Annotated in this window: 13 protein-coding genes; 6 read left to right on the forward strand and 7 right to left on the reverse strand. The window is 64.2% G+C overall.

What is annotated here, in order from left to right; all coding sequences use genetic code 11:
- Positions 1-3: 3 nt before the first annotated feature.
- The 3 genes from CAG34_RS18150 to CAG34_RS18160 are packed head-to-tail and all read right to left on the reverse strand — an operon-like array spanning position 4 to position 2,333.
- On the reverse strand, positions 4-843 hold the full coding sequence (locus CAG34_RS18150) for an HlyC/CorC family transporter (RefSeq protein ID WP_003257584.1): 840 nt from the start codon (positions 841-843) through the stop codon (positions 4-6).
- Positions 844-868: 25 nt separating this feature from the next.
- Positions 869-1,342 carry an rRNA maturation RNase YbeY gene (ybeY, locus tag CAG34_RS18155; RefSeq protein WP_015271932.1) on the reverse strand — a complete coding sequence of 158 codons (474 nt, stop codon included), beginning with the start codon at positions 1,340-1,342 and terminating at the stop codon, positions 869-871.
- Positions 1,335-2,333, reverse strand: coding sequence for a PhoH family protein (locus CAG34_RS18160; protein WP_039613560.1), 999 nt, complete (start codon positions 2,331-2,333; stop codon positions 1,335-1,337). The genes ybeY and CAG34_RS18160 overlap by 8 nt, the downstream gene beginning before the upstream one ends.
- A gap of 276 nt (positions 2,334-2,609) precedes the next feature.
- Here CAG34_RS18160 and CAG34_RS18165 point away from each other — a divergent pair, with 276 nt between their 5' ends.
- Entirely contained in the window at positions 2,610-2,936 is a 327-nt protein-coding gene (locus tag CAG34_RS18165) for a DUF1820 family protein (RefSeq protein WP_013974341.1), read from the forward strand.
- A gap of 3 nt (positions 2,937-2,939) precedes the next feature.
- On the opposite strand, the gene CAG34_RS18170 is transcribed toward CAG34_RS18165, so the two are convergent.
- From CAG34_RS18170 to CAG34_RS18185, 4 genes are all read right to left on the reverse strand, one after another.
- Positions 2,940-3,485 carry a tetratricopeptide repeat protein gene (locus CAG34_RS18170; RefSeq protein ID WP_003257587.1) on the reverse strand — a complete coding sequence of 182 codons (546 nt, stop codon included), beginning with the start codon at positions 3,483-3,485 and terminating at the stop codon, positions 2,940-2,942.
- Between the two features lie 257 nt (positions 3,486-3,742).
- Positions 3,743-5,026 carry a glutamate-1-semialdehyde 2,1-aminomutase gene (hemL, locus tag CAG34_RS18175; protein WP_085591626.1) on the reverse strand — a complete coding sequence of 428 codons (1,284 nt, stop codon included), beginning with the start codon at positions 5,024-5,026 and terminating at the stop codon, positions 3,743-3,745.
- 16 nt (positions 5,027-5,042) lie between these two features.
- Entirely contained in the window at positions 5,043-5,666 is a 624-nt protein-coding gene (gene thiE / locus CAG34_RS18180; protein ID WP_085591628.1) for a thiamine phosphate synthase, read from the reverse strand.
- Between the two features lie 13 nt (positions 5,667-5,679).
- Positions 5,680-6,477 carry a hydroxymethylpyrimidine/phosphomethylpyrimidine kinase gene (locus CAG34_RS18185; RefSeq protein ID WP_046613210.1) on the reverse strand — a complete coding sequence of 266 codons (798 nt, stop codon included), beginning with the start codon at positions 6,475-6,477 and terminating at the stop codon, positions 5,680-5,682.
- Positions 6,478-6,742: 265 nt separating this feature from the next.
- On the opposite strand from CAG34_RS18185, the gene CAG34_RS18190 reads away from it, so the two are divergent.
- The 5 genes from CAG34_RS18190 to CAG34_RS18220 all read left to right on the forward strand — a co-directional run bounded on the left by CAG34_RS18190 (position 6,743) and on the right by CAG34_RS18220 (position 13,806).
- Positions 6,743-8,731, forward strand: coding sequence for a hybrid sensor histidine kinase/response regulator (locus CAG34_RS18190; RefSeq protein WP_085591630.1), 1,989 nt, complete (start codon positions 6,743-6,745; stop codon positions 8,729-8,731).
- Between the two features lie 482 nt (positions 8,732-9,213).
- Positions 9,214-9,474 carry a DUF3077 domain-containing protein gene (locus tag CAG34_RS18200; protein ID WP_016501785.1) on the forward strand — a complete coding sequence of 87 codons (261 nt, stop codon included), beginning with the start codon at positions 9,214-9,216 and terminating at the stop codon, positions 9,472-9,474.
- A gap of 399 nt (positions 9,475-9,873) precedes the next feature.
- Positions 9,874-11,526 carry an acyl-CoA dehydrogenase family protein gene (locus CAG34_RS18210; RefSeq protein WP_085591634.1) on the forward strand — a complete coding sequence of 551 codons (1,653 nt, stop codon included), beginning with the start codon at positions 9,874-9,876 and terminating at the stop codon, positions 11,524-11,526.
- A gap of 177 nt (positions 11,527-11,703) precedes the next feature.
- Positions 11,704-13,167 carry an AMP nucleosidase gene (gene amn, locus CAG34_RS18215; RefSeq protein ID WP_025340748.1) on the forward strand — a complete coding sequence of 488 codons (1,464 nt, stop codon included), beginning with the start codon at positions 11,704-11,706 and terminating at the stop codon, positions 13,165-13,167.
- Between the two features lie 6 nt (positions 13,168-13,173).
- Complete coding sequence (locus CAG34_RS18220; protein WP_085591636.1) at positions 13,174-13,806, forward strand: pseudouridine synthase; 633 nt, start codon at positions 13,174-13,176, stop codon at positions 13,804-13,806.
- Positions 13,807-13,882: the final 76 nt, after the last annotated feature.

Here is a 13,882-nt window from a genome sequence, read left to right on the forward strand (position 1 = left end):
TCCTTAACGGGTGATCGGTGTCAGGCGCAGCAAGTGTATCCGCCGGCTGTCGGCATTGAGAATACGGAACTTGTAAGGGCCGATCTCGGTGGTTTCGTTGCGCTTGGGCAGGTGACCGAAGGCGCTCATCACCAGGCCGCCGACCGTGTCGAACTCGTCATCGGAGAATTCGCTGTCGAAGAACTCGTTGAAGTTCTCGATCGGGGTAAGCGCCTTGACCAGGAAGTCACCGCTGGGCAGCGGCTTGATGTAGCTGTCTTCCTCGACATCGTGCTCGTCCTCGATGTCGCCGACGATCTGCTCCAGCACGTCCTCGATGGTGACCAGGCCGGCCACGCCGCCGTACTCGTCGATGACGATGGCCATGTGGTTATGGTTGGCGCGGAACTCGCGCAGCAGCACGTTCAGGCGCTTGGACTCGGGCACGAAAGTGGCCGGGCGCAGCAGGTCCTTGATGTTGAAGCTGTCACCGTTCTCCTTGAGGATCAGCGGCAGCAGGTCCTTGGCGAGCAGGATCCCGAGCACATCGTCGTGGCTTTCGCCGATCACCGGGTAGCGCGAGTGTGCGGCGTCGATCACTGCCGGCAGGAACTCGCGGGGCGACTGGCTGGCCTTGATACTGATCATCTGCGAACGCGGCACCATGATGTCGCGAACCTGCAGGTCGGCCACCTGGATGGCGCCTTCGACGATGGTCAGCGCTTCGCTGTCCAGCAGTTTGTTCTGATGGGCTTCGCGCAGCAGTTCAAGGAGCTGCTGGCGGTTTTTCGGCTCATGGGCAAAAGCCTGGGTCAGTTTACCCAGCCAGGACTTCTGCCCGTTGCTCGATCGATCTTCGCTCATGGCGGTTCTCGTGATCCTTCGTGTATCAGTGTGTGATGGTGTCGGTTTCATCGTCGGCGTACGGGTCGGGATGACCCAGTTCTGCCAGCAATTCCCGTTCCAGGCCTTCCATTTCCTCGGCTTCCTCATCTTCGATGTGGTCGTAACCGAGCAGGTGCAGGCAACCGTGGATGACCAGGTGTGCCCAGTGCGCTTCCAGCGACTTGCCCTGTTCGGCGGCTTCGCGCTCGACCACCGGCACGCAGATCACCAGGTCGCCCAGCAGTGGGATATCGAGCAGGTCGTCGGGGACGTCGGCCGGGAACGACAGCACATTGGTCGCGTAGTCCTTGTGCCGGTAGGTGTGGTTCAGCTCGCGGCCTTCGGCTTCGTCGACCAGGCGAATGGTCATTTCCGAATCGGCGCTGCGCTGGCGCAGTGCCAGTTCGCACCAGCGGCGAAAGGCGGTGTCATCCGGGGCGGCAGCATCCGTGGCCCGTTGAATATCGAGTTCAAGCATCTTTGCCGGGCGCCTCGGGCTTGGCCTGGCGGGCATCGAAGCGGTCGTAGGCCTCGACAATGCGCTGCACCAGTGGGTGACGAACCACATCTTTGGGTTGGAAGTGGGTGAAACTGATCCCCGGAACGTCCCTCAGCACCTCGATGACGTGCGCCAGGCCCGACTTGGTGCCACGGGGCAGGTCGACCTGGGTGATGTCACCGGTGATGACCGCGGTAGAGCCGAAGCCGATACGGGTGAGGAACATCTTCATCTGTTCCAGCGTGGTGTTCTGGCTCTCGTCGAGGATGATGAAACTGTTGTTCAGGGTGCGGCCACGCATGTAGGCCAGCGGGGCGATCTCGATCACCTGGCGCTCGATCAGCTTGGCCACATGTTCGAAGCCGAGCATTTCGTACAGGGCGTCGTACAGCGGGCGCAGGTACGGGTCGATCTTCTGGGCAAGGTCGCCGGGCAGGAAGCCGAGCTTTTCGCCCGCCTCGACCGCCGGGCGCACCAGCAGGATACGGCGCACCTGTTCGCGTTCCAGCGCGTCCACGGCGCAGGCCACGGCCAGGTAGGTCTTGCCGGTACCGGCCGGGCCGATCCCGAAGTTGATGTCGTTGGCCAGGATTTCCTTGACGTAGCGTTGCTGGTTGACCCCGCGCGGGCGGATGTTGCCCTTGCGCGTGCGCAGCGACACGCTGACCTCGTTGACGGCCGGGTTGTCGATGTTCTCGACGGTCGATTCCTGCAGGTACAGGTGCACGGTTTCCGGCGACAGGTCGCTGGCCTTGGTCTCGCGGTAGAGACGGCGCAGCAGTTGTTCGGCAGCGGAGGTGGTCTTGGGTTCGCCGATCAGCTCGAACTGATTGCCGCGGTTGCGGATCTCGATGGCCAGACGCTGTTCGATCAGGCGCAGGTGCTCGTCGAACTGGCCGCACAAGTTGGCGAAACGGTGGGCCTCGAAAGGTTCGAGGATGAAACGATGGGGTTGTATGGGTGCGTTCAAGGTCGTTTTTAGCCGCTCGACGGCAATGGATGTGAACTCAAGAATAACCCTTGAATGGCAGTGGCGAAAGCACTGAAACGTTCAACGGTATGTATGGCCTGTTCCGGCCCTATCGCCGGCAAGCCGGGCTCCCACAGATACTGCACAGGCCTGAAGCTTGCGCAGTACCTGTGGGAGCTGGCTTGCCGGCGATGAGGCCGGGACAGGCAACACAGATCAGCAAACCTGTCTGCTATGATGCCCGCCTTTTCTTACGCATGTGTTATCCCGACGAACATGAGCAAACGCGAACCTGCCATCTATAAAGTGATCTTCCTCAACCAGGGGCAGGTCTTCGAGATGTATGCCAAGCAGATCTACCAGAGCGACCTGTGGGGGTTCCTGGAAATCGAGGAGTTCGTGTTCGGCGAGCGTTCGCAGCTGGTGGTGGACCCGAGCGAGGAGAAGCTCAAGAGCCAGTTCGATGGGGTGATCCGCAGCTTCGTGCCGATGCACTCGATCGTGCGCATCGACGAGGTGGAGCGCCTGGGCACGGCGAAGATCAGCGAAGCCAAGGGCGGCGGCAACGTGATGCCGTTCCCCATGCCGATGCCGGAAAAGTAACCCTCAGGGGAGTGGCGAGAACGGCGTGCGCCCTTCGGCGTTCTGCAGTTCCAGCAGGTACTTGCGGAAGATCTGGCCGAGCACCTGGGTGGCATGCTCCAGTTCGTCGCGGGGCATTTGCTCGGTCACTTCGTCGGCCATGTCCAGCGCATCCTCGGCGCCGTTGACCGCTGCCATCTTCAGGAGGATGTAGGCCTGCACATTGTTGGCCTTGACCCCTTCGCCACGGAAGAACATGGCGCCCAGGCGGTACTGGGCCTCTGCATGGCCTTGCAGCGAGGCCTTTTCGAACCAGTTCAGGGCTTTGCCCAGGTTTTTCGGCGTTTGCGTGTAGTAGTACTCGCCCAGTTCGAATTGCGCCTGGGCATCCCCCGCCGTTGCCGTCTGCTCACAAGCCTTGAGGGCGTTTGCCAGGTCTTCAGGCTGGACATTCAAGGTGCAGCGGCCCGTCGCCGGAATGAGCAACGAGTTACCGCCCTCCGCCAGGGCCAGCAGGGGCTGAAGAAGCAACAGGCAGCCCAGGGTCAGGGCGCGGCCGGTGCGGTTCATGGGGATCGACTTACCTCTGCAAAGCTGCGGCCAATGTCTCTGGTGGCACATTATGGGATAAGCAGCGCCAACCTTACAAAGTTTTACTCGAATTTCTGCTTGGTTGGGGGAGTCAGCTGATTGTGCAGGGTCTTTTGTTGCCTGTCCCGGCCTCTTCGCGGGCACGCCCGCTCCCACAGGGATCGCACCATTTTCAAGGTTGGTGCAGAACCTGTGGGAGCGGGCGTGCCCGCGAAAGGGCCGGTACAGGCTGACAATTACTTCAGGGCTGCAAAAGCCTTTTCAGCCGCATCCAGGGTGATCTGCAGCTCCTTGTCGCCATGGGCGATGGAGGTGAAGCCGGCCTCGAACGCGCTCGGCGCCAGGTACACGCCACCATCGAGCATCAGGTGGAAGAAGCGCTTGAAGCGCTCGGCATCGCTGGCCATCACGTCTTCGAAGGTGACGATGTCGTCGGCACCGCTGAAGTACAGGCCGAACATGGCACCGGCCTGGGTGGTGACGAACGGCACGCCAGCGGCATCGGCGCGCTGTTGCAGGCCGTCGAGCATGCGGCTGGTGTAGTCGGTCAGCTCGGCGTGGAAGCCCGGGCGGCTGATCAGCTTCAGGGTGGTCAGGCCGGCGGCCATGGCCAGCGGGTTGCCCGACAGGGTACCGGCCTGGTAGACCGGGCCGAGCGGGGCGATGCAGCCCATGATTTCACGCGTGCCGCCGAAGCAGCCGACCGGCATGCCGCCACCGACGATCTTGCCGAAGGTCGACAGGTCCGGCTTGATGCCGTAGTGGCCCTGGGCGCCGCCGAGCGAAACGCGGAAACCGGTCATTACTTCGTCGAAGATCAACACCACGCCGTGCTTGTCGCACTGCTCGCGCAGGCCTTCGAGGAAGCCTGGCGCCGGCGGTACGCAGTTCATGTTGCCGGCTACCGGCTCGACGATGATGCAGGCTACGGTCTGGCCGACTTCGGCCAGGGTTTTCTCGACGGCGGCGATGTCGTTGAACGGCAGGGTCAGGGTGTGCTTGGCGAAGTCCGCCGGCACGCCCGCCGAGCTCGGCACGCCCTGGGTCAGCAGGCCGGAGCCGGCTTTTACCAGCAGGCTGTCGGAGTGGCCGTGGTAGCAGCCTTCGAACTTGATGATGGCGTCACGGCCGGTGTAGCCACGGGCCAGGCGGATGGCGCTCATGGTGGCTTCGGTGCCCGAGCTGACCATGCGCACCATCTCCATGGACGGCACCAGCGAGCAGACCAGGTCGGCCATCTCGGTTTCCATGGCGGTCGGGGCACCATAGGACAGGCCGTGCTCCAGCTGCCTGCGTACCGAGTCCAGTACCTCCGGGTGGCCGTGGCCGAGGATCATCGGGCCCCAGGAGCCGACGTAGTCGACGTAGCGCTTGTCATCCTCGTCAACGACGTAGGCGCCTTCGGCATGCTTGAAGAACAGCGGCGTGCCGCCAACGCTCTTGAAAGCGCGGACCGGCGAGTTGACGCCACCGGGGATGTGCTTCTGGGCTTGGGCGAACAGGGCTTCGGAACGGGACATGGGAGGATCTCTCGAATCAGGATGCGAACAAGGCGTTGAAGGCGCGGGCGCGGCGGGTGACTTCCTGCGCGCTGTCGGCACCGAACAGGCCGTGGATCACCGCCAGCAGGTCGGCGCCATGGGCGACCAGCGGGGCGGCGTTGTCGAGGGTAATGCCGCCGATCACCGCGATCGGCAGTTTCACCTGGGCGCGGGCCTGCTCCAGCAGTTCGATGTTGGCAGCGGGTGCACCCGGCTTGGTGACGGAATTGAAGAAGCGGCCAAAGGCCACGTAGCTGGCGCCTTCGCTGGCAGCCTGGGCGGCCAGTTCGAGGCTGGCGTGGCAGGTGGAACCGATGATCGCCTGGCGGCCGAGCAATGCGCGGGCTGGGGTCAGCGGGCCGTCGGTCTGGCCCAGGTGCACGCCGACGCCCAGGCGCGCGGCCAGTTCGGCGTCGTCGTTGATGAGCAGCTGGGTGCCGTAGCGCTCGCAGAGCTTCAGCAGCCCTTCGGCTTCATGCAGGCGGCGCGCCGCGTCGTCACTTTTGTCGCGGTACTGCAGCAGGCACACGCCGCCTTCCAGTGCCGCCTCGACATGGGACAGGAAACGGCCAGCGAGCAGCTGGCTGTCGGTGATGGCGTACAGACCGCGTAGCTTCATTGGAGGCCTCGTGTCAGGAGCAGAAATCCAGCGGCAGGCGGCGCGGCACGAACTGGCCCTTGCCCAGCTGTTCGGCGTCACGCAGTGTGCGCCAGGTGTAGTCCAGGGCGCTGCGGACGGCGCTTTCCAGCTGCTCGCCGAGGGCCAGACGGCCGGCCAGGGCACTGGCCAGGGTGCAGCCCGAGCCGTGGTAGCTGCCCGGCAGGCGCTGGCAGGTCCAGGTGTGGCGCTGGCCGTCGCGGCTGTACAGGCGGTTGTGAATTTCGTCTTCGTCGCCGTGACCGCCGGTAATCAGCAGGTGTCTACAGAACGGCAACAGTTTCTCGGCACACTCGTCGGCGGTGCCTTCGGGCAGTTCGGCAAGGATGCGGGCTTCGGGCAGGTTCGGCGTGGCGATGGTCGCCAGCGGCAGCAGGCGTTCGCGCAGGGCGTAGCCCACTTCGTCCTTGCCCAGGCGGCCACCACCACCGGCACGCAGCACCGGGTCGCAGACCAGCGGCAGGTGCGGGTGGGCGGCCAGCAGTTCGGCGACGGTGTCGACCATTTCGATCGAACCGAGCATGCCGAGCTTGACGGCGGCCACCGTGGAGTCGGCCAGCACGGCGTTGGCCTGGGCCAGCACCCACTCGCGGTCGAGCACGCGGAAGTCGGAAACGTTGACGGTATCCTGCACGGTCAGGGCGGTCACTGCGGGTGCGGCGTGACAGCCTTGGGCGATCAGGGCTTCGATATCTGCCTGCAGGCCGGCGCCGCCACTGGGGTCGTGGCCGGAGAGACAGAGGACAACGGGGCGGGAGCTGTAGGTATTCATGGTCGGCGAGCTTACCACCAATCCTGTTTGGGCGGATCGTCCTACAAACGAGTTTTGTTGATCATAAGGTCAGTTTTTTGCCGGTTTAATTTCTGAAAGCATTGATTTAGAGCCTTTTCTTTGTGATTGGATATGGTCGATTGCCAGGTTGCGAAGCTATGCTAGAGTGCTCGGATAACTCTACAAACGGGTTCTGCCGGATCGTGTCGTCTCAAACGGATGGGAGGCAACCGCGACTCGACCGGACAGGCCATGCTGGGGCTGTATGCGCTATTTGCTGATTGTGCTTCTGGGCTTGCTGCCCGTGCTGGCCGGGGCAGTCGATTTCGACGACGCTACGCGGCATCTTCCGCTGGGCAAGGCCATGCAGGTTTATGAAGACCTCGATGGCAGCGCCAGCATCGCCCAGGTCAGTGCCCCTGGGTTCGCCAAGCATTTTCGCCCCCACCACGAAGACGTGCTGAACGCCGGTTATTCCACCTCGGTGTTCTGGCTCAAGGTCGAACTGCGCCCTGTCGCCGCACCCGGCGCCGCCCCACGGCAATGGCTGCTGGAACTGGCCTATCCGCCGCTGGACCACCTCGAGCTGTACCTGCCCGACAGCAGTGGCAGTTACCGCCTGGCCCGGCGCACCGGCGACGCCTTGCCCTACCACAGCCGCCAGATCCTGCAGAACAACTACCTGTTCGAACTGCAGCTGCCGCCTGGCCAGGTGACCACCGCCTACCTGCGCCTGCACAGCCAGGGCTCGGTGCAGGCGCCGCTGGCGCTGTGGTCCGCCCAGGCCTACATGGAGGAGCAGCCCACGCGCCTGTATGTGCTGGGGATGATTTACGGCGTGCTGCTGGTGATGCTGGTGTACAACCTGTTCATCTACCTCAGCGTGCGCGACGTCAGCTACCTCTATTACATCCTCTATATCGCCTCGTTCGGCTTTTACCAGGTGTCGGTGAATGGTGCTGGTGTGGCCTACTTCTGGCCGGACAGCCCGTGGTGGGCGAATGCTTCGACGCCGTTGTTCATCGGTGCCGCTGGCCTGTTCGGCTGCCAGTTCGCCCGGCATTTCCTGCAACTGGGCAGCATCAGCCGTGGTTTCGACAGGCTGCTGCAGCTGCTGATGCTGGGTGGCGCGCTGGTCATGGTGCTGGCGGTGAGCATGCCCTACGGCGTCGCCCTGCGCATGGCCACGATGCTGGCGTTGCTGTTTACCGTGAGCATCTTCGCTGCCGGGCTGTACGCCTGGTGGCGAGGCTTGCGCGTGGCACGCTGGTTCATCATCGCCTGGACGGCGTTCCTGCTCGGAGGCCTGGTCAACACCCTGATGGTGCTGGGCTACCTGCCGAACGTGTTCATCACCATGTATGCCAGCCAGCTGGGGTCGGCGCTGGAGGTGGCCTTGCTGTCGCTGGCGCTGGCCGACCGCATCAACAGCCTGCGCGAGCAGCAGGCGCAGACCTTGCGAGACACCGGGCGCACGCTGGAACAACTGAACCTGCAACTGGCCAGGAGCAACCGGCTGAAAGATGAGTTCCTGGCCAGCGTGACCCATGAGCTGCGCACACCGATGAATGGTGTGATCGGCTCGCTGGAGCTGATGCATACCCTGCCGATGGAGGCCGAGATGGCCCAGTACCACCGCACGGCGGTGGGCTCGGCCCAGGGCATGATGGATATGGTCGATGCCATTCTTACCCTGTCCGAGCTGCAGGCCGGCCGCCTGCGCGCGCAGCCGGCGCCGTTCAGCCTGCGTGACCTGCTGCAGGGCGTGCGTGCCGGTTATGCCGGGCAGGCTTTGGGCAAAGGCTTGTACCTGAGCCTGGACATCCCGGCCGATGTGCCGGACGGGTTGCTGGGCGATGCTCAGAAGCTGGCCCGCTGCCTGGGGTGCCTGGTGGACAACGGTTTGAAGTTCACCCACCAGGGCGGGGTGATGATCCAGGTGCGCGGGCGCCGCGTGGGGCCTGACGACCTGGCGCTGACCTTCATGGTCAGCGACAGCGGTATCGGCTTCGATGACCTCGATCAGGCGACCCTGTACCAGCGCTTTTTCCAGGTCGATGGCTCGATGACCCGGCGTTATGGCGGGCTGGGGATTGGTTTGTCGATCTGCCGGCAGATGGGGGAATTGCTGGGGGCACGGTTGTCGCATGAGTCGACGCGGGGGTTGGGGAGCCGGTTCGAGTTGAGTTTGAACATTGCTATTGCGCAGATGCAGATGGCATCGAATGTTCTGCAGACGCGACGGTCGCTTTAGAGATTTTCGCAGGCTTTGTTGGGGCTGCTTTGCAGCCCTTCGCGGGCACGCCCGCTCCCACAGGTTTGGCGCTGAGTTCGGGCAATGCGCGATCCCTGTGGGAGCGGGCATGCCCGCGAAGGGCCGCAAGCGGCCCCCAGGACATGCCCTGACCGCATCTGCACTCCTACAACAACGCCAGACTCTTCCTACGCTTCAGCACTGGCAACTCCATCCCCTGCGAAATACCCTACAACCTCTGTCGACACGCGTCTGATTGTTCCTGCAAATCCCGCGCTCTAGGCTTTTCCAGTCGCTGACGGTTCAGCGATCGGGTGTGGAAACCTGGCAAGACCTATGGTGCGTGTCGTTACGACAGCTGTACGCGGGAGGCCTTTGGGCCTACCGGGTTCGCACCATGCCTGGTTTTCCACCCCGTGTGCAGCTGTCACCCCTATGTGTGGAAACGGACGGGTGGCACATATCTCCATGGTGCCGAACTCATGACCGACGAAACCAAAACCACCCCTGGCGTTACCTACTTCTACCAAGGCGAAGGCCAAACCCATCCACTGTTCCGCATTGCCGAGGGCATCCCCTGTCGCAGCGCCCGTGAGCAGGCCTCGGAACTGATGGGCTATGCGCGGGACTTGTCGCTTACCGGTTTGATGGATGGCGACCAGCAAATGATGTGGGCTTCACACTACTTCGCAGCAATGGCCAAGGCGCTGCTGGATGATGCCGAGCTGGGTTTGATGCGCTGAGTTTTGTTTGGCTGCACCGGCCCTTTCGCGGGTGAACCCGCTCCCACAGGGATTGCGTATGCCTCAGGCTATGCACATCTCCTGTGGGAGTGTTTACCCGCGAACATCGGCGCAGCCGATGACGTCCTGCTGCCAGCGGGACTCGCCTTCGATGAGGGTGCTTTCTTGGCCACAGCGCGGGCAGGGGGTGGTCTTGTCGCCCTTTAGCAGCCAGTCTTTACCGTGTACACGGCCCCTGGCCTGGCCGGCAATGCAACTGTCGTGTCGAAAACCTGTCAGCCCCGTTGCATCCCCAAGACATGCCCCCCACCACATGTTTAGTCATTAATGTCACTTTGACTGACTCACAGGGAGTGCTTCACTGGGTCTCTCAAGCCTACCCGGATCCAGGAGCCCACGATGAACCTGCACCAGTACGCTGAAACCCACGAAGTCACCAACCAGCCACCGCCCCTCGACGGTGCCAACCTTTACCGCCTCGACCTGCCGCTACAGGAATGGTCGCGGCGTTTCGGTGCGGGTTGGGCCGAATCGCGGATCGATGCCTACGGTGCCCTGGCCGGCGGCCCGCTGATGCAGGCGGGCTTCCTGGCCAATGCGCACAAGCCGGAGTTCAGCAGCCACGACCGCTACGGCCATCGCATCGACTTGGTCGAGTTCCACCCCGCCTACCACGAACTGATGCGCACCGCCGTCGAGCACGGCCTGCCGTCGCTGCCATGGGTCGAACCCCGCCCAGGCGCCCATGTGGCGCGGGCTTCGATGACCTACCTTCACAGCCAGGCCGAGGCCGGTACCGGCTGCCCGCTGACCATGACCTTCGCCGCCGTGCCAGCGCTGCGGCTGCAACCCGAACTGGCCGAATACTGGCTGCCGAAAATCCTCGCCTGCGAGTACGACCCGCGTAACGTCGGCGACCGTCACAAGGCCGGTGTCACACTGGGCATGGCCATGACCGAGAAGCAGGGCGGCACCGATGTACGGGCCAACACCACCCGGGCTTATCCGGTCGGCGCCGCGGGCCCGGGGCAGCCCTACGAACTGGTCGGGCACAAGTGGTTCTGCTCGGCGCCGATGTGCGATGCCTTCCTGACCCTGGCCCAGACCGAAAAAGGCCTGAGCTGCTTCCTGCTGCCGCGTCACCGCCCGGATGACAGCCGTAACCAGTTCTATATCCAGCGCCTGAAGAACAAGCTGGGCAACAGTTCCAACGCCTCCAGCGAGGTGGAATTCCGCGGTGCCCTGGCGTGGATGGTCGGGGAAGAAGGGCGGGGCGTGCCGACCATCATCGAAATGGTGGCCATGACCCGCTTCGACTGCATGGTCGGCTCCAGCGCCCTGATGCGCCAGGCGCTGACCCAGGCGACCCACCATTGCGCGCACCGCAAGGTCGGCGGGCGGCTGCTGAGCGAGCAGCCGTTGATGCAGAACGTGCTGGCCGACCTGGCGTTGGAAAGCGAGGCCGCGCTGGCCCTGAGCCTGCGCATGGGGCAGGCGCTGGAGCAGCTGGAAGACCCGCAGCAGGCGCATTTCGCCCGGCTGGTCACGGCGGTGGGCAAGTACTGGATCTGCAAACGCGCGCCGGCCATGATCAACGAGGCCGCCGAGTGCCTGGGCGGGGCAGGTTATGTGGAAGACAGCATCCTGCCACGGCTGTACCGCGAAGCGCCGGTCAACTCGACCTGGGAAGGCTCGGGCAATGTGCAGTGCCTGGATGTGCTGCGGGCCTTGTCCAAGGAGCCGGGCGTGCTCGATGCGCTGTTCGCCGAGCTGGGCGATGGGCACGGGGACCCGCGCCTGGCGGCGCACATCGGCAACCTCAAGGGGGCGTTTGCCGACACTGGCGACATGCAGTACCGCGCGCGGCAGCTGACCGAGGATATTGCCCTGGCGCTGCAGGCCAAGCTGCTGCTGGAGGCGGGCAATGCGGTGGTCAGTGATGCGTTTATCGACAGCCGCTTGACGGGGGGCGGGCGCGTGTACGGGGCGTTGCCGCGGGGTGTGGATGTGGCGGCATTGGTGGCCAGGGCGACGCCAGCCTGGGCGAACTGAGCTGGCTTCTTCGCGGGCACGCCCGCTCCCACAGGTACTGCGTCGTGCTTGAGGGCAGTGAAGATCCTGTGGGAGCGGGCGTGCCCGCGAATGGATGCAACACCGATCAATGGGGGTGTATTTAGCCAAGAAGGCAGGCAAGATGGTTCACATGCATGTCCAGACAGGAAGCACAGTGTGAGCCAAGCTTTTGTAGTCGTTGATACCCCCGAACAGGCCGTCGACCGTCTGGCGGCCCTGCATGACCAGGCCACCGGGGCCCTTAGCCAGGCCCTCAAGCGTTACCTGAAGGACCGTACCGAGCCAGGCGTCGAAGAGCGCGACCTGTTCCGCTACCCGGCGCTGCGCCTGACCTACTACAGCCACGGTGAAGTCGCCGCCACCACGCGGGCTTACGCCAAGGTTCAGGTGGCCGGTACCTACAGCGTCACCATCACCCAGCCGGCTGCTTTCCGTGGCTATCTGTTGGAGCAACTGCGCCCGCTGATGCACGACTACACCGTCACGGTAGAGGTCGGCGTCAGCGAACAGAACATCCCTTACCCTTACGTGGTCGACCAGGGCGACGAACTGGCCGGCAGCGGCATCACCGCCGCGCAGCTGGCGCGGGTGTTCCCCAGTACCGACCTGTCGGCTGCCACCGACAACATCGCCGACGGCCTGTATGACTGGGGCAGTGCCGAAACCCTGCCGCTGGCGCTGTTCGATGCCGCGCGGGTCGACTTCTCGCTGCGCCGTCTGGTGCACTACACCGGCAGCGACTGGCGCCATGTGCAGCCATGGATCCTGCTGACCAACTATCACCGCTATGTCGACCAGTTCATCAGCCACGGCCTCGACCAGTTGCGTGACGACCCGCGCTTCGTGCGCATGGTGCTGCCGGGCAACGTGGTGATCGAAAAGGGCATGGACCACGGTGAAACCCAGGCCCTGGTGGCCAGCGTGGTCTGGCACCGCTACCAGATGCCGGCGTATCACCTGATCGCCGCCGATGGCGACGGCGTCACGCTGGTCAACATCGGCGTCGGCCCGTCCAATGCCAAGAACATCACCGACCACCTGGCCGTGCTGCGCCCGCACTGCTGGCTGATGATCGGCCACTGCGGCGGCCTGCGGCAGTCGCAGACCATCGGCGATTATGTGCTGGCACACGCCTACATGCGCCGTGACGGCATTCTCGACCGGGTGGTGCCGCCGAACATCCCGATTCCGGCCCTGGCCGAAGTGCAGCTGGCCTTGCAGGAAGCCGCCGCGCAGGTCACCGGCGAGCGTGGCGAACAGCTGAAAAAGCGCCTGCGCACCGGCACCGTGCTGACCTACGACGACCGCAACTGGGAGCTGCGCTGGGCCCAGGAGCGGCCGCTGATCAACCTGTCGCGTGCCGTGGCGGTGGACATGGAAAGCGGTACCATTGCCGCCCAGGGTTACCGCTTGCGCGTGCCGTACGGCACCTTGCTGTGTGTGTCCGACAAACCGCTGCACAGCGAGATCAAGCTGCCGGGTTCGGCCAACGCCTTCTATAACCGGGCGGTCAGCCAGCATCTGAAGATCGGCATTGCCGCCCTCGACTTGCTGCGCACCGAGCTCAACTCGCTGCACTCGCGTAAACTGCGCAGTTTCGATGAGCCGCCGTTCCGCTGAGGATCCATGTCACTGCCACCCCGTTCCAAGCCGCGCCGCCCCCAGGCGCGGCCTGCCACCGGCCCGCGTCGCCAGCCCAAGGCGCCACCGGCCGAGCCGCGCCTGATCCTGTTCAACAAACCGTTCGACGTGCTGACCCAGTTCAGCGACGGCGACGGGCGCGCGACGCTCAAGGACTACATCGACATCCCCGGCGTGTACCCGGCCGGGCGGCTGGACCGCGACAGTGAAGGCCTGTTGCTGCTGACCAACGATGGCGGCCTGCAGGCGCGCATTGCCGACCCGAAGCACAAACTGGCCAAGACTTACTGGGTTCAGGTGGAGGGGGAGCCGAGCGAGGAGCAGTTGCAGCGCTTGCGCGATGGTGTGGAACTGAACGATGGGCCGACCTTGCCGGCCGAGGCGCGGCGCCTGGACGAGCCCGAGCTGTGGCCGCGCAACCCGCCGGTGCGTTTTCGCAAGAGCGTGCCGACCAGCTGGCTGGAGCTGGTTATTCGCGAAGGGCGTAACCGCCAGGTGCGGCGGATGACGGCGGCGGTGGGGTTGCCGACCTTGCGCCTGGTGCGGGTGCGGATTGGCGACTGGGCGCTGGATGGGTTGGAGCAGGGGTGCTGGCGCGAAGTGGCCGCCAAGCTTTAGTCCAGTTCAAGGGCCTATTCGCGGGCACGCCCGCTCCCACAGGTATGGTGCAGCCCTCAAGTGCAGCGCCAGACCT

Source organism: Pseudomonas sp. B14(2017) (assembly GCF_002113255.1).
GTDB classification, from domain to species: Bacteria; Pseudomonadota; Gammaproteobacteria; order Pseudomonadales; family Pseudomonadaceae; genus Aquipseudomonas; species Aquipseudomonas putida_Z.

Bases quoted from the DNA above. Each gene is read 5' to 3' on its own strand.
- thiE (WP_085591628.1), bottom strand. From the start codon at position 5,666: ATGAAGCTACGCGGTCTGTACGCCATCACCGACAGCCAGCTGCTCGCT.
- CAG34_RS18165 (WP_013974341.1), top strand. From the start codon at position 2,610: ATGAGCAAACGCGAACCTGCCATCTATAAAGTGATCTTCCTCAACCAG.
- hemL (WP_085591626.1), bottom strand. From the start codon at position 5,026: ATGTCCCGTTCCGAAGCCCTGTTCGCCCAAGCCCAGAAGCACATCCCC.
- CAG34_RS18185 (WP_046613210.1), bottom strand. From the start codon at position 6,477: ATGAATACCTACAGCTCCCGCCCCGTTGTCCTCTGTCTCTCCGGCCAC.
- CAG34_RS18170 (WP_003257587.1), bottom strand. From the start codon at position 3,485: ATGAACCGCACCGGCCGCGCCCTGACCCTGGGCTGCCTGTTGCTTCTT.
- CAG34_RS18150 (WP_003257584.1), bottom strand. From the start codon at position 843: ATGAGCGAAGATCGATCGAGCAACGGGCAGAAGTCCTGGCTGGGTAAA.
- CAG34_RS18190 (WP_085591630.1), top strand. From the start codon at position 6,743: ATGCGCTATTTGCTGATTGTGCTTCTGGGCTTGCTGCCCGTGCTGGCC.
- ybeY (WP_015271932.1), bottom strand. From the start codon at position 1,342: ATGCTTGAACTCGATATTCAACGGGCCACGGATGCTGCCGCCCCGGAT.
- CAG34_RS18220 (WP_085591636.1), top strand. From the start codon at position 13,174: ATGTCACTGCCACCCCGTTCCAAGCCGCGCCGCCCCCAGGCGCGGCCT.
- CAG34_RS18210 (WP_085591634.1), top strand. From the start codon at position 9,874: ATGAACCTGCACCAGTACGCTGAAACCCACGAAGTCACCAACCAGCCA.
- CAG34_RS18200 (WP_016501785.1), top strand. From the start codon at position 9,214: ATGACCGACGAAACCAAAACCACCCCTGGCGTTACCTACTTCTACCAA.